This is a genomic window from Afipia sp. MLSD5-FHT05B12, assembly GCF_058793355.1.
Window position 1 is genome coordinate 125001 of record NZ_JBXAFS010000011.1, and the last position, 19177, is coordinate 144177.

The 19177-nt window shown below is 61.8% G+C and carries 21 protein-coding genes and 1 tRNA gene (1 of these 22 running past the window's edge); 13 read left to right on the forward strand and 9 right to left on the reverse strand.

Annotated elements, in window-relative coordinates; genetic code table 11:
• A protein-coding gene (locus tag AC1Q6J_RS15605; protein ID WP_492280160.1) for a DUF5996 family protein crosses the window boundary here: on the forward strand, nucleotides 1–202 show its 3' end. It extends 725 nt beyond the left edge of the window; the window shows 202 of its 927 coding nt (coding positions 726–927); its start codon lies beyond the left edge, outside the window; its stop codon occupies nucleotides 200–202.
• A gap of 307 nt (nucleotides 203–509) precedes the next feature.
• Here AC1Q6J_RS15605 and AC1Q6J_RS15610 read toward each other — a convergent pair whose 3' ends face one another.
• The 7 genes from AC1Q6J_RS15610 to AC1Q6J_RS15640 all read right to left on the reverse strand — a co-directional run bounded on the left by AC1Q6J_RS15610 (nucleotide 510) and on the right by AC1Q6J_RS15640 (nucleotide 8200).
• A complete protein-coding gene (locus tag AC1Q6J_RS15610) occupies nucleotides 510–1601 on the reverse strand; it encodes a hypothetical protein (protein WP_492280123.1) in 1092 nt (363 codons plus the stop codon).
• A gap of 13 nt (nucleotides 1602–1614) precedes the next feature.
• Nucleotides 1615–2232 carry a glutathione S-transferase family protein gene (locus AC1Q6J_RS15615; protein WP_492280124.1) on the reverse strand — a complete coding sequence of 206 codons (618 nt, stop codon included), beginning with the start codon at nucleotides 2230–2232 and terminating at the stop codon, nucleotides 1615–1617.
• Between the two features lie 72 nt (nucleotides 2233–2304).
• Nucleotides 2305–3147, reverse strand: a complete 843-nt coding sequence (locus AC1Q6J_RS15620; protein ID WP_492280125.1) for a fumarylacetoacetate hydrolase family protein — start codon at nucleotides 3145–3147, stop codon at nucleotides 2305–2307.
• 106 nt (nucleotides 3148–3253) lie between these two features.
• The gene (locus AC1Q6J_RS15625; RefSeq protein ID WP_492280126.1) at nucleotides 3254–4111 is read right to left on the reverse strand and encodes an MBL fold metallo-hydrolase; all 858 of its coding nucleotides are present in this window, start codon (nucleotides 4109–4111) and stop codon (nucleotides 3254–3256) included.
• 90 nt (nucleotides 4112–4201) lie between these two features.
• The gene (locus tag AC1Q6J_RS15630) at nucleotides 4202–4987 is read right to left on the reverse strand and encodes an SDR family oxidoreductase (RefSeq protein WP_492280127.1); all 786 of its coding nucleotides are present in this window, start codon (nucleotides 4985–4987) and stop codon (nucleotides 4202–4204) included.
• 111 nt (nucleotides 4988–5098) lie between these two features.
• Nucleotides 5099–6706 (reverse strand): GMC family oxidoreductase, encoded by a 1608-nt coding sequence (locus AC1Q6J_RS15635; RefSeq protein WP_492280128.1) that lies wholly within the window; start codon nucleotides 6704–6706, stop codon nucleotides 5099–5101.
• 63 nt (nucleotides 6707–6769) lie between these two features.
• Nucleotides 6770–8200: a coniferyl aldehyde dehydrogenase gene (locus tag AC1Q6J_RS15640; protein ID WP_492280129.1), complete on the reverse strand. Its 1431-nt coding sequence runs from the start codon at nucleotides 8198–8200 to the stop codon at nucleotides 6770–6772.
• Nucleotides 8201–8538: 338 nt separating this feature from the next.
• Between AC1Q6J_RS15640 and AC1Q6J_RS15645 the strand changes: the two genes are divergently transcribed.
• Nucleotides 8539–8615 (forward strand) — tRNA-Met (locus AC1Q6J_RS15645).
• A 73-nt stretch (nucleotides 8616–8688) separates the two neighbouring features.
• Here the strand turns inward: AC1Q6J_RS15645 and AC1Q6J_RS15650 are convergent.
• Together AC1Q6J_RS15650 and AC1Q6J_RS15655 are read right to left on the reverse strand one after the other, a co-directional pair.
• Nucleotides 8689–9750 (reverse strand): ketopantoate reductase family protein, encoded by a 1062-nt coding sequence (locus tag AC1Q6J_RS15650; RefSeq protein WP_492280130.1) that lies wholly within the window; start codon nucleotides 9748–9750, stop codon nucleotides 8689–8691.
• Nucleotides 9751–9995: 245 nt separating this feature from the next.
• The gene (locus tag AC1Q6J_RS15655; RefSeq protein WP_492280131.1) at nucleotides 9996–10520 is read right to left on the reverse strand and encodes a GNAT family N-acetyltransferase; all 525 of its coding nucleotides are present in this window, start codon (nucleotides 10518–10520) and stop codon (nucleotides 9996–9998) included.
• Nucleotides 10521–10627: 107 nt separating this feature from the next.
• Here AC1Q6J_RS15655 and AC1Q6J_RS15660 point away from each other — a divergent pair, with 107 nt between their 5' ends.
• From AC1Q6J_RS15660 to AC1Q6J_RS15710, 11 genes are all read left to right on the forward strand, one after another.
• The gene (locus AC1Q6J_RS15660; RefSeq protein ID WP_492280132.1) at nucleotides 10628–11869 is read left to right on the forward strand and encodes an MFS transporter; all 1242 of its coding nucleotides are present in this window, start codon (nucleotides 10628–10630) and stop codon (nucleotides 11867–11869) included.
• A gap of 173 nt (nucleotides 11870–12042) precedes the next feature.
• Nucleotides 12043–12642 (forward strand): superoxide dismutase, encoded by a 600-nt coding sequence (locus AC1Q6J_RS15665; RefSeq protein WP_492280133.1) that lies wholly within the window; start codon nucleotides 12043–12045, stop codon nucleotides 12640–12642.
• 78 nt (nucleotides 12643–12720) lie between these two features.
• The gene (crcB, locus tag AC1Q6J_RS15670; RefSeq protein WP_492280134.1) at nucleotides 12721–13095 is read left to right on the forward strand and encodes a fluoride efflux transporter CrcB; all 375 of its coding nucleotides are present in this window, start codon (nucleotides 12721–12723) and stop codon (nucleotides 13093–13095) included.
• 13 nt (nucleotides 13096–13108) lie between these two features.
• Nucleotides 13109–13702: a permease gene (locus AC1Q6J_RS15675; protein WP_492280135.1), complete on the forward strand. Its 594-nt coding sequence runs from the start codon at nucleotides 13109–13111 to the stop codon at nucleotides 13700–13702.
• A complete protein-coding gene (locus AC1Q6J_RS15680) occupies nucleotides 13699–14196 on the forward strand; it encodes a hypothetical protein (protein WP_492280136.1) in 498 nt (165 codons plus the stop codon). The genes AC1Q6J_RS15675 and AC1Q6J_RS15680 overlap by 4 nt, the downstream gene beginning before the upstream one ends.
• 111 nt (nucleotides 14197–14307) lie before the next feature.
• A complete protein-coding gene (locus AC1Q6J_RS15685; protein WP_492280137.1) occupies nucleotides 14308–14505 on the forward strand; it encodes a hypothetical protein in 198 nt (65 codons plus the stop codon).
• Between the two features lie 2 nt (nucleotides 14506–14507).
• Entirely contained in the window at nucleotides 14508–15260 is a 753-nt protein-coding gene (locus AC1Q6J_RS15690; protein WP_492280138.1) for a metal ABC transporter ATP-binding protein, read from the forward strand.
• Nucleotides 15261–15267: 7 nt separating this feature from the next.
• Complete coding sequence (locus AC1Q6J_RS15695; RefSeq protein WP_492280139.1) at nucleotides 15268–16137, forward strand: metal ABC transporter permease; 870 nt, start codon at nucleotides 15268–15270, stop codon at nucleotides 16135–16137.
• A gap of 9 nt (nucleotides 16138–16146) precedes the next feature.
• On the forward strand, nucleotides 16147–17052 hold the full coding sequence (locus AC1Q6J_RS15700) for a metal ABC transporter substrate-binding protein (RefSeq protein ID WP_492280140.1): 906 nt from the start codon (nucleotides 16147–16149) through the stop codon (nucleotides 17050–17052).
• A gap of 51 nt (nucleotides 17053–17103) precedes the next feature.
• Complete coding sequence (locus AC1Q6J_RS15705) at nucleotides 17104–18153, forward strand: CobW family GTP-binding protein (protein ID WP_492280141.1); 1050 nt, start codon at nucleotides 17104–17106, stop codon at nucleotides 18151–18153.
• Nucleotides 18153–19172, forward strand: a complete 1020-nt coding sequence (locus tag AC1Q6J_RS15710) for a WD40 repeat domain-containing protein (protein ID WP_492280161.1) — start codon at nucleotides 18153–18155, stop codon at nucleotides 19170–19172. The genes AC1Q6J_RS15705 and AC1Q6J_RS15710 overlap by 1 nt, the downstream gene beginning before the upstream one ends.
• Nucleotides 19173–19177 lie beyond the last annotated feature (5 nt).

Here is a 19177-nt window from a genome sequence, read left to right on the forward strand (position 1 = left end):
GGCACCGGCGGGATTCGCGGATGCGCCGCTGCGTCCGCCGCAGGCGTCGTTCGATCCCAATCTTCAGGAATTCGTTCTGGATTACGATGCGGTGCGGATGTCTGCCGATCCAGAGGCCATGCTGCTCGCGTTTTTCCAGAGCACCTATGACGCCGCAGCCAATGCCGGCCGCTGGGACCGCGCCGCGCTGGAGCGGGCTTGACTTCCCCGATCTAAGATTATATTCCTATTGCGTGAAGCCGCGATGTTTCATGAGCAGCGCGGCATGAAACCTGAGTGACGATGGTGGAGCGCCGGGAGGCGCAGCGCCTGTCGCATCAGGCGCGCGCGGCCCTCGCAAGGCTGCGCGGCGGACTCGATCGCAAGAGTTCGCCAAAGGTGCCTCGCAAGCACCTTGGCGCCTCCCGCCGCTCCACCTCCCGCTTGGGCGGAAGGGGAGTTTGCAGACCTCGGACGCATAACTGCGCCGCGAGAACAACGGGCGCTGTTCGACTTCCCTGAAAACGCGATTATGCGGGAAACCGTCCGTCGTCGGTTGCTGCGAGCGGCTTTTGCGTGATGGTCCATGTCAGCGGGCCGGGCGCGCGATCTGAATCGGCCGAGAAATTCAGCGACAAGCGACGGTCATGCGCGGTCATCAGGCCTTCGATCAACCCGGTCAGCGCGCGCAGGGACATCGGGTGATAGTCCGCTGCGCCTGCGATCAGTCCCCATTGCTTCTGTGAGATCGTGATTCCGCGGCTCGTCCGAGCGAGATCGGCCTCGTCGCCTGCCGCGTGCAGGAATTCGAGCAGGAAGGCACCGAAGCCTTGCGGGCCGCTGTCGTGAGCCGCGGGAAAACTCGCAGCGATGTCGGGATAGAACTGCATGCCGATCAGCCGTCCGGTCAGATGCAGCAGATGGCCTGCATCGGATGGGCTGAACAGGTTGACGATCACGGGCAGCGCCGAGCGCACATATTCCATCGCGTAGTTGCGATAGGCCTTTTCCAGCCGCGCGCGCGGCCATGTGTCGGTCGCGAGCTTGGGTGCCAATGCTGGATCGAACAGCGGGGCTTCGAGATGCCGCGCGAACACCAGCCGCTCGTCAGGCAAAAGATCGCGGTCGTATTCGTAATAAAATCCCTCGAGGCCGTTCTGGCCATCGACGGTCTGCTTGGTGCAGACGAAACCCATCCGTGGGTTCTTGAACGAAACGCCGTTGTGGGCGTGCCAGCCGCGAAGCATTCCGGCCGAGACTTCGCCGGGAATGGCGCAGATCGCGGTGCCGCGCCAGACCCAGCGCGGCGGCGGATAGCGGATCCAGGCCTTGCGGTCGGACTCGCGCATGTACTCGACGTTGACGCCGCCGATCTGGTTGCTGAGATAGTGATACTGCGCGGCGGCGACCGCGTGCGGCGCCCTGGTCAGGCCGAATTTTTCGATGCCGGCGAGAAAGCGCTCGTGGTGCTGGCGGCGGAACACGCGATAGACGAATTCCGCAGCGTCGGCGCTGTTGCGCCGCGTCACCAGCGACATGATCAGGCCGGTGAAATAGGCGTGATAGAGATCGGCGACCGCGTGCCAGGCTTTGAAATCCGTGTCGTCTGCGCGGTCGCTCATCATTGGTCCTCGATCAGGCCGGCGGCGGAACGGTGGACTTCACCGAGTCCCGCTGCATCATTTTTTCATGGAATGCGTCGAGCTTCGGAAAGGTCTTGCGCCAGCCGCAATCGGGAAAGCGGAAATCGAGATAGCCGAGCACGCAGACGATACCGATCTGCACGATGTCCAGCGGGCGGGTCAGCACATCGGGATGCGCCTCATAGCGCGCCAGACCATCCCACGCGCGCTTGAACTGGTCGTCCGCCCATCCGGCCCAGAGAAACTCCCTGGGCCGCAGCATCTTCTCGTAACGGCACAGCAGCAGCGCATCGAGCATGCCCTGAAGGATGGAATGCTCGGTCTTGGCCTGCCATTTCGCCGGACCCGATGCGGGGATCAGTTTGCCGCCGGCGAGTTCATCGAGATATTCCGCGATGACGTAGGAATCGACAATGACCTGACCGCTGTCGAGGATCAGTGCGGGAATCTTACGCAGCGGACTCACGTTGCGTGCGTACTCTTCATTTTCGGTAACCGGGATCGCCTTGATCGGAACCACAAACTCGATCTTGTCGAACAGGCCGAGCTCCATCGCCGCGATGCGGATCTTGCGCGCGAACGGCGACGCCAGTGAGTAGGCAAGCTTCATGGGATGTTCCTGATTGGGCGACGTGAACAACAGGCTCCGGCGCGAACGCCGGAACCATGAATGCAACGGCGGTTACGCCGCGACGATTTCCTGACGCTGCGCGCCGAGACCGTCGATGCCGAGGGTGACGACATCGCCGACGTTGAGGAATTTCTGCGGCTTCATACCCATGCCGACGCCGGGCGGCGTGCCGGTGGTGATGATGTCGCCGGGATACAGCGTCATCAATCCAGAGACATAGGAGATGATCTTCGGCACGTTGAAGATCATGGTCGCGGTCGAGCCGGTCTGGCAGCGCTTGTCGTTGACGTCGAGCCACATGCCGAGCTTGTGGACGTCCGGAATTTCATCGGCGGTCACGAGCCATGGACCGACCGGGCCGAAGGTGTCGTGGGACTTGCCCTTGGTCCATTGGCCGCCGCGCTCGATCTGGAAGTAGCGCTCCGAGACGTCGTTGCAGACCGCGTAGCCGGCGACATGTTTCAGCGCGTCGGCCTCGGTGACATACTTGGCCTTGGTGCCGATGATGATCGCGAGTTCGACTTCCCAGTCGAGCTTGGTCGATTCACGCGGCTTTTCGACATTGTCGTTCGGCCCGCACAGGCTGGTGTTGGCCTTGATGAAAACGATCGGCTCGGACGGGATCGCCATGCCGGCTTCGGCGGCGTGATCGGCGTAGTTCAGGCCGATAGCCACGAATTTGGTGATGCCCGTGACTGGTGAACCGAGGCGCGGATTGCCGTCAACCAGCGGCAACGACGCCGGATCGACCGCCGCAATCTTGGCAAGAGCGGCGGGCGACAGCGCATCGCCGTTGATGTCCTTGACCAGAGCCGACAGGTCGCGAATGCGGCCCGAGCGGTCGAGCAATCCGGGCTTCTCCTGTCCCGCGGCGCCATAACGAACCAGTTTCATAGGCAGTTCCTCTTTGTTTTCGTCCGATACTTCATTCGTCGGATGTTTCATGCGACACGGCGCGGCGAAATTCAACCTCCACAACCGTTGTGCAGCGCCCTCATTTTCAGGGGGCTTTTTGGGCCGCAACCAGCCTGAAGGCATTACCGTCGCGCACGATGTATCCGGGATCGTAGTGACCGCCGAAGACCAGCGTCGGCGTGTCAGCAAAGCGTGAAAACAGCATTTTCCGGGCCTCGATGGACCGGACCGGATCGGAATCCGCCGTCGATGACCAGTCGAGGTGCGCCATCTGGCAGGGATGGTGGGCGACGTCACCGGTCAGCAGCGCCTGCTGGCCGTCGGATTGGATGAGAACGCTCATGTGGCCCGGACTGTGTCCGGGGGTCGCGATCAGCGACACCTCGCCGCCGATGCGATGATCGCTGCCGATCAGCTCGGCGCGTCCCGCCTCGACGATCGGCTGCACCGAATCCTCGAACACCGCCTTGTGTTCGCCCTCCGGACTGTGCGCAGCCCAATAGTCATACTCAGTCTTGCCGAACAGATAACGGGCGTTGGCAAATGTCGGCACCCACTTGCCGTCGACCAGCTTCGTGTTCCAGCCGACATGATCGACATGGAGATGCGTGCAAAGGACGGTATCCATGGTGTCCGCCGGATAACCCGCTGCGGCCAGATCGCTGAGGAACGGTTTGTCGAGGCCGTTCCAGACGGGGACAGACCGGTTCGACTTGCCGTTGCCGATACAGGTGTCGACGATGATCCTGTTTGTCGGCGTTTCAACGATCCACGACTGGACGTTGAGCCTGAGCCGGCCTTCGGCGTTCGCGTAGTGCGGCACCAGCCAGGGCAGCTTCTGCGCTTCTTCAGGCGTTGCCTGCGGGAGGATGAATCGCGTACCGCCCGTCGCCCCGATTTCCACGACGTTGGTGATCTTTACCCGGCCGACGGTCCACTGCATCAAGCCTGCTCCAGGTCGCTGCGACGTGTTCTGTTTTTGACCCTCGGGTTTAAACCCGAGGGTTTGCTTTGCGTTGATCGCGCTGTGCGCTTACATCGTGCCCGGATAAGCGCCGCCGTCGAGCAGGATATTCTGGCCGGTGATGAAGCCGGACTTGGCACCGCACAGGAACGCACAGGCGAGGCCGAATTCCTCGGGATCGCCGAAGCGTCCGGCGGGGTTCTGTTTGGCGCGCTGCTTCAGCAGGTCATCGACGGAAATGCCCTGCGCGTCCGCTGCCTTTTGCGCAATCGGCCCGCGAATGCGGTCGGTGTCGAACGGTCCCGGCAGCAGGCCGTTGATGGTGACATTGGCGATCACGGTCTTGCGCGCGATGCCGGCGACAAAGCCGGTGAGTCCGCTGCGCGCGCCGTTCGACAGCCCGAGCACATCGATGGGCGCTTTCACGGCGGCCGATGTGATGTTGACGATGCGGCCGAACTTGCGCGCCATCATGCCGTCGACGGTCGCCTTGATCAGCTCAATCGGCGTCAGCATGTTGGCGTCGAGCGCCTTGATCCAGTCGTCGCGCGTCCAGTCGCGAAAATCGCCGGGCGGCGGGCCGCCGGCGTTGTTGATCAGGATATCCGGATCGGGGCATGCCTTCAGCGCGGCTTCGCGTCCGGCCGGTGTGGTGATGTCACCGACGACTTCCGTCACCGTCACCCTGGGGCTGGCCTTGCGGATGTCCGCCGCGGTCTTGGCGAGGGCTTCCGCGCCGCGCGCCGTGATCGTGACATGCACTCCTTCGTTGGCCAGCGCGATCGCGCAGGCGCGGCCCAGACCCTTGCTTGCTGCGCACACAATCGCGCGCCGTCCTGAAATTCCGAGATCCACTGGTTACTCCCGTTTTTGCTGGGTTTCTTGTCTCCGCCACAGACCGGTCATGGAACTGTCGGCGGTATTGGGTAGATGAGCCGTCATGCCTGATCTGTGCGGCACGTGCAATCAACGGGCACGCATCTCTGCCTTGATCATGTCGGCGGCCTTTTCGCCGATCATGATGGTGGGAGCATTGGTATTGCCGCCAATCACCTCGGGCATGATCGATGCGTCTGCGATGCGCAGGCCGTCGATGCCATACACCTTGAGCTTTGGGTCGACCACGGCCATCGGATCGTTGACGCCCATCTTGCAGGTGCCGACCGGGTGATAGACCGTATCGGCTCGCGCGCGCAAAGCCTCGCGAATCTGGTCGTCGGATTCCACTCCGGCGGTGAACGGGTCGGACGTTTGAATGGCCTTAAGCGCCGGGGCATCGAGCAGCCGCTTGGTGGTTTTGAAGCCTGCGACCATCGCCTCGAGATCGTCCGGGTCGCCGAAGAAATTCGGGTCGATGGCGGGTGGCTGCATCGGATCGGCGCTTTGCAGCCAGACGCTGCCGCGGCTCTTCGGCCGCAGCAGGCAGACATGGCAAGAAAAGCCGCTGCCGAAGAATGGCGTGCGGCCGTGGTTGTTCACCACGGCCATGCAGAAGTGCAACTGGATGTCGGGTAAATCCAGGTCGGGGCGGGTTTTGAGAAACCCGCCGCACTCGGCGATGTTCGAGGTCATCGGGCCGCGGCGTTCGCGGCGATACTGGAAGATCGACTTGATGATGCGCTTGATACCCGGAAACGTCAGTCCGGTGAAATTCGGATTGTCCGAACGGAAACCGAACACGAAATCCGGATGGTCATGCAGGTTCTTGCCGACGCCGGGCAAATGATGAACCGATGCGATGCCGTGTCTGGCGAGTTCGGATTGGTCGCCGACGCCGGAGAGCATCAGCAGTTGCGGTGTCTGGAAAGCGCCGAGGCCAAGGATGATTTCGCGGCGTGCCTGGACTTGCTTCGTGTCCTTGCCCTGCCGATATTCGATGCCGGTCGCACGCTTGCCGTCGAACAGGGTGCGCGTGGCATGCGCGCCGGTGATGACATGCAGGTTCTTGCGCGTTTCCATGAAGGGATGGATGTAGCCGCGCGCGGCGCTCCAGCGCTCGCCGTTTTTCTGCGTGACCTGATAGACGCCGAGACCTTCCTGTTCCTCGCCGTTGAAGTCCTCGTTGATCCGGAACTGCGCCTCGCGCGCGGCCTGCAGGTAGATGCCCTGAACCGGATTGTCGGTCTGCAGTTTGGTGACGCTGAGCGGGCCGCCCTTGCCGTGATAGAAGCCGTCCAGTTCGCTGTTATCCTCGGACCGCTTGAAGTAAGGCAGCACATCCGCGTAGGACCAGCCGGTATTGCCGAGCGAGGCCCAGCGATCGTAGTCGGCCTTGTGGCCGCGGATGTAGCACATCGCGTTGATCGACGACGATCCGCCAAGGCCCTTGCCGCGCGGCTGATAACCGATACGGCCGTTGAGGCCGGGCTGCGGTACGGTCTCGAACGCCCAGTTGTTGACCGGACCCGAGACCATGAAGATCAGCGCGCCGGGTGTGGTGACGACCCAGTTGTCATCCTTGCCGCCGGCTTCCAGCAGTGCGACGGAGACATTGGGGTCTTCCGACAGGCGGCTTGCCACCGCGCAGCCTCCCGAGCCCGCGCCTACAACCACGTAGTCGAACGTGTTTGCCATGATCTTCCCCCTGACAGCATTGTTTACGCCGGCATTGATGCCGGTCGTCCTGATTTGAAGATTTTACGACATGAAACGCAGCAGCTTGATCAGGCGCGCGATCTTGCTGCCATAAGGCGGGTAAAGGTCGGCGAGCCGGTTGAACGGCGAGCGATAGAACACCGGCTTCATCTTGCTCAGCGTGCGGAAACCCCATTCGCCGTGATAGGCGCCGATGCCTGACGCGCCGACACCGCCCATTGGCTGATTGGCCTGCACGAAGTGAAACAGGCAGTCATTGACGGTGACGCCGCCGGAGACCGTGCGCGCCAGCACCTGATCCCGCGCGGCATCGTCCTTGCCGAACCAGTACAGCGCCAGCGGGCGATCGTTGGCGTTGATATGCGCGATGGCTGCATCGGTGGTATCGCAGGCGAACACCGGCAGGATCGGCCCGAAGATTTCCTCCTGCATCACCTTCATGCCGGTGGTCGCGCCGCTGACGAAGGTCGGCGGGAATTTACGCTTGGCTTTCCATGCAGGATCGTCCGGCTTTGCCGGCTGCACGATCCTGGCGCCGTGCGCGGCGGCGTCCTGCACCAGATTTTCCAGCCGGGCGTAGTGCTTGTCCGAGACGATCGAGGTGTAGTCCTTGTTGTCGGGGCTGGTGCCGAACATCCGCGCCACCGCGCTGTTCGCCTTGGCGACAAACTCGTCCATGTTGTTGCGCGCGATCAGGACGTAGTCCGGCGCGATGCAGGTCTGTCCGGCATTCATCAGCTTGCCGTAGACGATGCGCTCGGCGGCCTCCGCGATATTGGCGGACCGGTCAATAATGGCCGGTGACTTGCCGCCGAGTTCGAGCGTCACCGGCGTCAGGTTGCGGCCCGCGGCTTCGGCGACCAATCGCCCGACACGGGTCGAGCCGGTGAAGATCAAATGATCGAACGGCAGCGCCGCGAACCGCTCGGAAATATCACCGTCGATGCCGGTCACCATCACTTCGGTATCGTCAAATTTTTCGGCGATCAGCTTTTGCAGCAGCGCGGAAAACCGCGGCATCAGTTCGCTCGGCTTGATCATGACGCGATTACCGGCGGCAATGGCCGCGATCGCGGGGGCAAGCGTAAGCTGCAACGGATAATTCCACGGCGCGATGATGCCGACCACGCCGAGCGGCTGCGGCAGCAGTTTGTTTTTCGCGGGGAAGTATTGCAGTTCGGTCACGACGTGCTTCGGCGCCATCCAGCGGCCGAGATTTTTCGTCGCGTGCTTGATCTCGGCGAGGACGAACAGCGTCTCCGCGATCAGGGTTTCCGTCCTGGAGCGATTGCCGAAATCCGCCGAGATCACCTCGTCGAACTGTGTCTCGTTTTCCGCCACAAGAGCACGCAGCCGGGCGAGCCGGTCGCGGCGCTCTGCAAGCGTGGGCTCTGCCGCGCGGGACAATGCCACGGCCCTGTGGAACACATCCTCGATGCCGCCTGCGGCGGGAGTCCTGACGGCCTGATTCATTGGCTTCCTTGGGGCGTCGTTTGGGTTTCCTCGTGGCCGGTTTTTGGGTGCCTGGCCTTGTTTGGGTTGACCGAAGGCTGATCTGTCGCGGCCCTGTTGGCAAGCCCGCTCGGGGCGAGGACCGCAGAAACGCCGTGGCATCAGGCCCTTGGACGGCCGTCATAAAATCGTGAAAAAGATCGTCCGCAGGCCTTTCCAAAGCGGGGTGTGGTTGGTACATACGCCTCGCACCACGGGCGCTTTGCCCTGGTTGCCTTCTCTCGCCTCCGGACGGGTTGGAACGACGCTTTTGGCGTTGAACTGTCGTCGGTCGTTTTTGAAGGCGCGCACCGGTTTATCGCGGGGTGGAGCAGCCCGGTAGCTCGTCAGGCTCATAACCTGAAGGTCATAGGTTCAAATCCTATCCCCGCAACCAAATGAAAAACCCTTCCAGATCAATGATCTGGAAGGGTTTTTGTTTGTGGCGGTAATCTCGCGGAGCGCGCGCACTATCCGCCGGATCCACCGACGACGATCTTCTCGCTCAGTTTCTGATCGACGACCTGAACCGTGCGATCGATCTCGTCATTGGGCATGCCGAGCTGATGCGAAATCAGCTTCACCAGCAGGTCGACCCGCTCGATGAACGGCGCGCCACTGGCGACCGCGCGCGCTGCTGACGACGGCTTGAGAAGACTTTCCGCCGCCTTGGCGTATTTCTCGAACGGCACCTGATCTTCCGGGTCTGCGCCGAGCTTTCGCGCGACCGCATCGACATGGTTGTAGATCGACTTCGAGAGATTCAGATCGCCATGCACGGCCTCGCGGATCGGCTGAGGATCGGTCGGCGTGATGCAGCGATAATTTCCGGTCAGCAGCATCGACCATTTCGCCAGCGGGACGAACAGCGAATCGAACACCTTGAGCTTCACCGGAACGTCCTGACCATCGAGCTTCACCGCATCGATGTCCGCTTCGAGTTCGCGCAGCAACTTGTTGTGTGCTTCATCTTCAAATGTCGCGGCCTTGAAGTTTGTCGGCAGACCGACATGAAGGACATTCGCCGGCTCCTCCGGCGGACGGAAGGCTTGCGGATCTGGCGAGCAGAGCGTCACCAGTCCCGGCTCAAACCGTTCCCAGACCTGTGCATTGGTGTAGGCCTCTTCGAGGTCCATGTTCGCCAGACCCTCGATCCGCTTGAGATAGGGCAGCGGCGGCATGTTCATGATCGACAGGCACGGTAGTTTCGCCGCGGCGATCTTGATCATCAGAACGCGGATCGTGTGATTGGTGTATTGCGGCTCCTGCATGGCGAGAGCAACGAGATCGTAACGCGACAGATCGACCTTGTCGGGCGACGTGGCGTCCAGTTTCCCGGGCAGGTCGCGTGAAAAGATCGAGCGGTGTGCCGGCTCGCCGCGAAGCTGGATGCGAACCTCAGTGCCGTCACGGTTGATGAGTTCTGCGGTGTTCTTGCGGCAAACCAGCGTCACGTTGTGACCGGCCATCAGCAGCTTTGTTCCCAGCAGCGAGCCATAGGAGGCTCCAAGAATCAGAATGTTGCGCGCCATGCTTGCTCGTCCTCAAAATTACGCCGTAACGCCCCTCAACCCAAGCCGGGCTGAGGGTGTCCGCCACATTAGAAATCCTGCCGGGGCAAAGAACGGCGCAGGCCAGATCCTTAACATCGCAGGGGAAATAGCCCCTCGGGGGAAGGGTGCCCGTATCTAACGCAAGTTGGTATACATAACAATCATATACCAGCCCATTTTGGGCCTTTTGGGCACGCGAAAAGCCGGAATGCCCAACAGGCAGCTCACCACGGCAGACCGCAGAGATCGATGGTGCCTTCGCGCAGCAGGCGCTTGATCTTGAAGACGTAGGGCGCCATCGCCGTGAACTGCGCGCGGCCGCCAGGCTGCTCGGCGTAGACGGGGCCGTTGAACGTCTGCCAGCCGAGTTTTTCGTAAAACGCAGTGTTGTGCGGTTCGCAGAACAGCATTCCGAAATCGGTGGCGCGCTCCTCGGTGAGCGTGTGGATCGCAGCATTGATGGCCAGTGTTGCGTAGCCACGTCCGCGGCAATCCTCGCGCGTCGCCACACCGCCGATTCCGCCGATGATGACCTTGCGGCCGTTCCAGGTGCCGGTGCGTCGGTAAATCCCGGCATGACAGACGACATCGCCGTCCAGCTCGATCATCACCCGCAGGTCGGTACGGGCGAAGACGATGTGGCCCCACGGCGATGCTGTCACGACCTCCGGTGGCCAGACTGCCGACAACAGCGGTTTGACCGCGGGCCAGGCCGTATCACCGGTCGCGATATCGATTTCGATGCTCATCCGATCGCCTGTCTTTGCGCCGCGCACATCAGCCTTGTTCTCTGCGCAGATGGTAAAATGCCGATTCCGATGCGATTATGAATGTCATATCGGGAGAATTTTCTACAATGCAGGCTTCTCAGCTCAGCTCCTACCAGAAGTGGTCGATCCTGATCGGCGCATCCGTCATGTTGAGCCTGTCGATGGGTATGCGGCAGAGCTTCGGGCTTTTCCAGCCTTCGATCCTGCATGATACCCAGATCACCAGCGCCGATTTCTCGCTGGCCACTGCCATCCAGAACATCATGTGGGGTATCACCCAGCCCTTCGTCGGCATGTTCGCCGATCGCTACGGCACTCGTTACGTGATGCTCGCCGGCGTCGCGGTCTACGCGCTCGGCCTCGTCACCATGATCTTTTCGACCACGGCGCTGATGTTCACCTTCGGCGCCGGCATCTGCGTGGGTATCGCGCTGTCCTGCACCGCCGCGAGCATGAGCATGACGGTGTCGGCGCGGGCTGTGTCCGCCGCCAAGCGAAGCGTAACTCTGGGGGCAATTTCCGCCGCAGGTTCGATTGGCCTCGTCATTGCTTCACCAATGGCCCAGGCGTTGATTTCCTCGGCAGGGTGGCAGATCGCGCTGGTCGGCTTCATCGGTCTGGCCTGTGTCATGCTGCCGGCGGCCTTCGGCGCGGGCGGTGCGGACAAGATCCAGATTGACAAGGCGGACGACGTGGACCAGTCGCTTGGCGCGGTGGTCCAGTCGGCGCTCGGACATTCCGGCTACGTCATCATGGCGCTCGCGTTCTTCGTTTGCGGATTGCAGCTTGTCTTTATCACGACACATCTGCCGAACTATCTGGCGATCTGCGGTCTCGATCCATCGCTCGGAGCAACAGCGCTGGCGCTGATCGGGCTGTTCAATGTGTTCGGGTCGTATGCGTTTGGATGGCTGGGAGGACGTTATCCCAAGCAGTTGCTGCTCGGCGGCATTTACATTGTTCGTTCGCTGGCGATCGCGGTTTATTTCATCCTGCCCGCGACACCCGCCTCGACGCTGGTGTTCGCGGCGGTGATGGGATCGCTCTGGCTCGGCGTCATTCCGCTGGTGAACGGTCTTGTCGCGCAGTTGTTCGGGCTGCGCTACATGGCGACCCTGACCGGTATCGCTTTCCTCAGCCACCAGGTGGGATCGTTCATCGGCGCCTGGGGCAGCGGCCTGATTTTCGATCATCTGGGCAGCTACGATCTGGCCTGGAAAGGCGCGGTCATCATCGGTCTGATCGCAGGCTCATTCCAGATGCTGATGAATGTGCGTCCGCCGAAGGCCAGAGACGAACTGGGCGGTGCGCTGCCCGAAGCTGCTTAAGAGGCTGTCCGGATAAGGCAATCAGTGAAAACGGTGGCCCGGCAATACCCGCTTCGCGGGCGTTCCGGGCCACCGTTGCGATTCGGCGTGGCATATCTGTTTCCCTCTCCGGGAAACCTTCTATAGTGCGCCGCGTTGACACCTCGTCACCCACAATTTCCGGAAGTTGACCCATGACCTTCACGCTCGCGAATTTGCCTTACGCTCATGATGCGCTCCAGCCGTACATGTCGAAGGAGACGCTCGAATATCATCACGACAAGCATCACCAGGCTTACGTGACCAACCTCAACAATCTGATCAAGGGCACCGAGTTTGAGGGCAAGGCCCTTGAAGATATCGTGAAGGGCTCGTTCGGCAAGAACGCGCCGATCTTCAACAACGCCGGCCAGGACTACAACCACAACCATTTCTGGAACTGGATGAAGCCCAACGGCGGCGGCGACAAGCTCCCCGGCAAACTCGCCAAGAAGATCGACGAGGATCTCGGCGGTCTTGAAAAGTTCAAGACCGACTTCATCGCGGCCGGTGTCGGCCAGTTCGGCTCGGGCTGGGCGTGGCTGTCGGTGAAGAACGGCAAGCTCGAAATTTCCAAGACGCTGAACGGCGAAAGCCCGCTGGTTCATGGCGCGACGCCGATCCTCGGCGTCGATGTGTGGGAGCATTCCTACTACATCGATTACCGCAATCGCCGCCCTGACTATCTCAAGGCGTTCGTCGATCACCTCGTGAACTGGGAATACGTCGAGTCCCTGTTCGCGAAAGCAGTGTAACCGCTGCATTCAACCAAGGGGCCGCAAGTTTTTGCGGCCCTTTTTTTGGAACAGCGTCCCATCGGACTTGAAATTCCCATGAACTATCTTCTCGTTTTTCTCGGTGGCGGTCTGGGCGCCTCGCTCCGGCATGCGGTCAATGTCGGCTGCGCCCGCGCGTGCGGCCTCGACTTTCCCTACGGGACGTTCGTGATCAACATCACCGGCTCGCTGGTGATGGGGCTCATCGCCGGCTATCTCGCCTTCAAGGGTGAGGCATCGCAGCCGTGGCGGCTGTTCATCATGACCGGCGTTCTCGGCGGCTACACCACGTTCTCGGCATTCTCGCTCGATGCGGTCTTGCTCTATGAGCGCGGCCAGCTCGGCCTTGCCGCGTTCTATGCCGTGGGCTCGGTGGGGCTGTCGATCGCGGGACTTGTGGGCGGCCTCGCATTGGTCCGGCATTTCGCCTGAGCGAAAGTCCTTCTTGTCCGAACCTCTGAAAATCAAACCTGCCGACGACGAAGAAAGCGCTGGAGCCGTCTCGCGCAGCAAGCGCAAACCGTTCGGCTGGTCGACGTTCATCATCGCGGTGCTTGTTGCGATCAGCGCCGCGCTGGTGTGGCGGCGCGACGGCCTCGATGGCGTCTGGACCATCCTGTCTCACGATGTCTCCCTGTTCGGCGAGATCATGCCGCGCGTTCTGGCGGGTTGCCTGCTCGGCGGCTTGATCGCGGCGGTATTGCCGCATGACAGGGTGTCGAAATCGCTCGGGCCTGAGTCCGGCCTGAAGGGTTTGCTGATCGGAACGGCGTTCGGCGCGATCCTGCCGGGCGGACCGTTCACCGCGTATCCCGTCGCCAGTGCATTGCTCGCGGTGGGCGCGGATTTCGGTGCGACCATCGCCATGGTCGTGAGCTGGACGCTGGTCGGTTACGGCCGCGCTGTAGCATGGGAGATGCCGATCATGGGCGCGGATTTCACGCTGTGGCGCATTGTCATTTCGCTGCCGATGCCGGTCCTCGCCGGCGCGCTTGGGCGCTTCGTCTATGTTCGGGTCCGTCACAGGTTCAAGCTGTGACCGCGCTCATCATCGACATATTGCTGTGGGGCTCCCTGATCAGCGTGAGCGTCATCGCATGGCGGCAGGATAAAGCCGTGCTGGGCACGGCGCTGCACAACGGCGGATTGGATTTCATCAATATCGTGCCGCGCATCGCGCTTGGCGTGATCGGGTCAGGGTTCATTGCCGCGATCATTCCCTCCGAGGTGATCGTCGGCGGCTTGGGGCCGGATACGGGTTGGCTCGGGATCGCGACCGCGGTGGTCGCGGGCGCTGCGACGCCGGGCGGGCCGGTGGTCGGCTTTTCCATCGGAGCGGTGGCGCTTAAGAGCGGCGGCGGCACGCCGCAGGTGGTCGCCTATGTGGTCGCCTGGGCCCTGTTTGCGTTCCAGCGGGTGATTTTGTGGGAAATCCCCTTCATGCCGGCCCGGTTTGTCTGGTTCCGGTGCGCGGTGTCGATCCCGTTCCCGTTCCTGGCTGCCGCCATCGTCATGGTGATTGGTAAACCCTGAGGCTGGAACACCTTGCGGAACCGTGGACGCCGGTTATGTTATAATATAACATTTCTGAGCATTCTGAGGGGCGGCGCCTCTCAGCCTCACCGGACCTGGAAAGCAGACCTCATGGCCCATTCGCACGGGCATTCCCACCCTCACGGCCATTCACATGGCGCTCATTTGCACAGCCATGGCCCTGCATCGCCTCATCCGGCCCAGCCGGTCCATTGGTCTATCCTGCGGATGACGCTGGCGGCGCGGCTGACAGCCGCCGCGGCGATCAGCGCCGGGCTGTGGGCCATCGTCCTGCTGGCGATGAGGTGAGCATGACCGCGCAACTGACATTCCGCGATGTTACGCTCGGCTACGACCGGCATCCGGCCGTGCATCATCTGAGCGGCGAGGTTGCCGCCGGTGCGCTGGTGGCGGTGATCGGTCCCAACGGCGCCGGCAAGTCCACGCTGTTTCGCGGCATCGTCGGCATTCTCAAGCCGCTGGCGGGCGTCATCGGCCTCGGCAGCCTGGATCCGCGCGACATCGCCTATCTGCCTCAGATCGCCGACATCGATCGCAGTTTCCCGATCTCCGTCTACGATTTCGTCGGCGCGGGTCTGTGGCGCCGCAAGGGCATTTTCGGCGGGCTCGGCAAGGATGAACAGCATCGTATCAGCGAAGCGCTGGCCGCCGTAGGCTTGAGCGGATTCGAGAATCGTCCGATCGGGACGCTGTCCGGCGGGCAGATGCAGCGCATGCTGTTTACCCGCGTGTTGTTGCAGGACGCACGCGTGATCGTGCTGGATGAGCCGTTCAACGCCATTGATGCGAAAACGTCCGCGGACCTGATCGCGCTGGTGCGGCGCTGGCACATCGAGAAACGCACGGTGCTGGCGGCACTCCACGACATGGAATTGGTGCGCGCGAATTTTCCAGAGACGCTGCTGCTAGCCCGCTCGAAGGTGGCGTGGGGGAAGACGGTAGATGTGCTGACAGCGGAGAATCTTCTGGCCGCACGGCATATGTGCGAAGCCTTCGATGATAGCGCAGCGCCGTGCATCGATACGCCATCGCAGGCGGCATGAGGCGATCATGATCTATGACGCGCTGATCGCGCCTTTCATCGAATTCGAGTTCATGCGCCGCGCGCTGGCCGGTGTGATCGCACTGGCGCTGGGCGGCGCGCCGATTGGCGTGTTCCTGATGCTGCGCCGGATGAGTCTCGTCGGCGACGCCATGGCACACGCGATCCTGCCGGGAGCTGCCATCGGCTTCCTGCTGTCCGGCCTCAATCTGTTCGCGATGACATTCGGCGGACTGGTTGCGGGATTTACAGTGGCTCTTCTGTCGGGATTGGTTGCGCGCAGCACAGAGTTGAAGGAAGACGCGTCGCTGGCGGCATTCTATCTGGTGTCGCTGGCGCTCGGTGTGACGATCGTGTCCGTCAAAGGCACCAACATTGATCTGCTGCACGTGCTGTTCGGCAACATTCTCGCAATGGACGACCAGACCCTGCTGGTGATCGCGTTCAATGCCACTATCACGCTGCTTGTGCTTGCGGTCATCTACCGGCCACTGGTGATCGAATGCGTCGATCCGGTATTCCTGCGCACCGTAAGCCGCGCAGGCGCCCCCGCGCATCTGGCGTTTTTGGCGCTCGTGGTGATCAATCTGGTCAACGGCTTCCACGCGCTGGGGACATTGCTCGCGGTGGGGCTGATGATCCTGCCCGCAGGCATCGCGCGGTTCTGGTCGCGCGACATCACCGGCATGATTGCAATTGCGGTGGCGAGCGCGGCGCTGTCGGGGTTTGCCGGGTTGCTGCTGTCGTTCCACACCAAGGTGCCGTCGGGACCTGCGATCATCCTGGTGTGTGCGGTCCTGTATGTCGTGTCGGTCCTGTTCGGCAGCGTCAGCGGTCTTGTCCGGCAACTTTTCCCCGGCCGTCATCTCGAAGCGTGAGGAGAGACCGTGCTTCGCCTTGCAAGCATCATCATTGTTTCACTGGCTGCGGCCATCGCTCCTGCGCCTGCGCAGAACGTGCCAAGTGGCCCGCTGAACGTGGTTGCGACATTCTCGATTCTCGGCGATTTCGCGAAGAATGTCGGCGGCGACCGCGTTAGCGTGACGACGCTGGTCGGACCCAACAGTGACACTCACGTCTACACCCCGACGCCGGCCGACGCCAAGAAGATCACCGATGCGAAACTCGTCATCGTCAATGGTCTCGGCCTCGAGGGCTGGCTGCCGCGTCTGGTCAAATCGTCCGGCAGCAAGGCGGCGACGGTCGTTGCGACCAAGGGCATCGTCACGCGCAAGATCGAAGATAGCCATAGCCACGATCCGGCGGATGCCGATCCGCATGCCTGGCAATCGGTGGTCAATGCAAAGGCCTACGTCGCCAACATCCGCGATGCGCTGGTCACGGCTGACCCGGCCGGTGCGGAGGCTTACAAAGCCAATGCCGCCTCGTACCTTTCAAAACTCGATGCGCTGGATCACGACGTCCGGGAGGCGGTCGCGAAAATCTCGCCCGAGCGCCGCAGCGTGATCTCGACCCACGATGCCTTCGGCTATTTCGCGGCGGCCTATGGGATCAAATTCATCGCGCCGCAAGGTGTCTCGACCGAGTCCGAGCCCAGCGCCCGCGACATTGCAGCCATCATTTCCCAGATCAAAAGACAGAAAATTCCGGCTGTTTTTCTGGAAAATGTCAGCGATCCGCGCCTGATGCGGCGGATCGCAGCCGAGACCGGGGCGAATATCGGCGGAACGCTCTATTCCGACAGTCTGACCGACGAAAAGGGCCCGGCCCCCACTTACATTGATATGGTCCGGCACAATATAAAGGCCCTGACGAGCGCGCTTTCGAGCTAGGGCAGGGGCCACCCCGCCGCCGGGCGTGGTCCTGATTTGCCTGGAGATTCCATGTCTGAAGCCGCTGCCAACAAAATTCCCGTGACCGTTTTGACAGGCTACCTCGGTGCCGGAAAAACCACGCTGTTGAATCGCATCCTGTCCGAGAACCATGGCAAGAAATACGCCGTGATCGTCAATGAATTCGGCGAGATCGGTATCGACAACGACCTGATCGTCGGCGCGGACGAGGAAGTGTTCGAAATGAACAACGGCTGCGTCTGCTGCACCGTGCGCGGCGACCTCGTGCGCATCATCGACGGTTTGATGAAGCGCAAGGGCAAGTTCGACGCCATCATTCTGGAGACCACCGGCCTCGCCGATCCGGCGCCGGTGGCACAGACCTTTTTCGTCGACGAGGATGTGCGCGAGAAGACCGCGCTCGATGCGGTGGTGACGGTCGCCGACGCCAAGTGGCTGAGTGATCGCCTGAAGGACGCGCCGGAAGCCAAGAACCAGATCGCGTTCGCCGACGTCATCGTGCTGAACAAGACCGATCTCGTGACCAAGCCGGAACTGGCCGAGGTTGAGGCGCGCATCCGTGCGATCAATCCCTACGCGACGCTGCACCGGACCGAACGCGCGCAGGTCAAGCTGTCGGACGTGCTGGAGCGCGGCGCGTTCGATCTTGACCGGATTCTCGAAATCGAACCTGAGTTTCTCGATGACGGCGGTCATGATCATGACCACGATCATCACCATCATGGCCACGACCATCATCACGATCATGGTCATTCCCATGGCGGCATGAAGCACTATCACGACGAGGACATGCAGTCGCTGTCGCTGCGCACCGACAAGCCGATCGATCCGACCAAGTTCATGCCGTGGCTGCAGGAACTGGTCGCCAAGGACGGCGAGAAGATTTTGCGCTCCAAGGGCATTCTCTCGTTCAAGGGCGACGATGACCGCTATGTGTTCCAGGGCGTCCACATGATGCTGGAGGGTGACCATCAGCGGAAATGGCGGAATGACGAGAAGCGCGAAAGCCGCCTGGTGTTCATCGGCCGCGAATTGCCCGAGCAGGCGATCCGCGACGGCTTTGCGAAAACCATTGCGTGATGAAAGACTTCAATCCGGCCCCGGAAACGGCCTCCATCGTTTCCGTTACTGATCGCGTCACGAACGTGAAGCTCGATGCGCCTGCGACCGCCGTGCATTTTCTTGGCGACGTTGCGGCGTTTGTCGGCGCGGAAGAGAGCGTCAGTTTCGCGAGCAGCGATGGCGAGGCAAAGCCGGTCGCGGTTCATGGCGGCGGCATCCTGTGCTCGGCATCCGACGGCAAGCGCGTTGTCATGGGCGGTGACGACGGCAAGCTGGTATCGCTCGATGTCAACTCGAACATCGAAACGCTCGCCACTGATGCCAAGCGGCGCTGGATCGACAATGTTGCGTTGCATTCCGACGGCGCGGTGGCGTGGTCGGCGGGCAAGACGGCCTATGTCAAAGCACCGAAAGGCGAGGGGAAATCGCTCGATGTGCCGTCAACGGTTGGCGGGTTGGCTTTCGCGCCGAAGGGCGTGCGGCTCGCGATTGCACATTACAATGGTGTGACACTGTGGTTTCCCAACATGGGCGCGAAGCCCGAATTTCTGGAATGGAAGGGCTCGCATCTCGGCGTCACCTTCAGCGCCGACAACCGTTTTCTCGTTACCTCGATGCATGAAGCGGCGCTGCACGGCTGGCGGCTGGCCGACTCACGTCACATGCGGATGACCGGCTATCCTGCGCGGGTGCGTTCGATGTCCTGGAGCGCGGGCGGAAAATTTCTCGCCACGTCGGGCTCGGATAGCGTGATCCTGTGGCCGTTCGCCAGCAAGGACGGCCCGATGGGCAAGGAGCCGGGGATGCTGGCGCCGTTGCAGGCCAAGGCAACGGTGGTTGCGTGCCATCCCAAGGATGACATTTTCGCGGCTGGCTACAGCGACGGCACTATCCTGATGGTGCGCATTGAGGACGGCGCGGAAATTCTGGTGCGCAGGAATGCGGGCGAGCCGGTAGCCGCGCTGGCGTGGAATGCAAAGGGATCGCTGCTCGCCTTTGCGACCGAAGATGGCGATGCTGGACTGCTCACTCTGTAATGAGT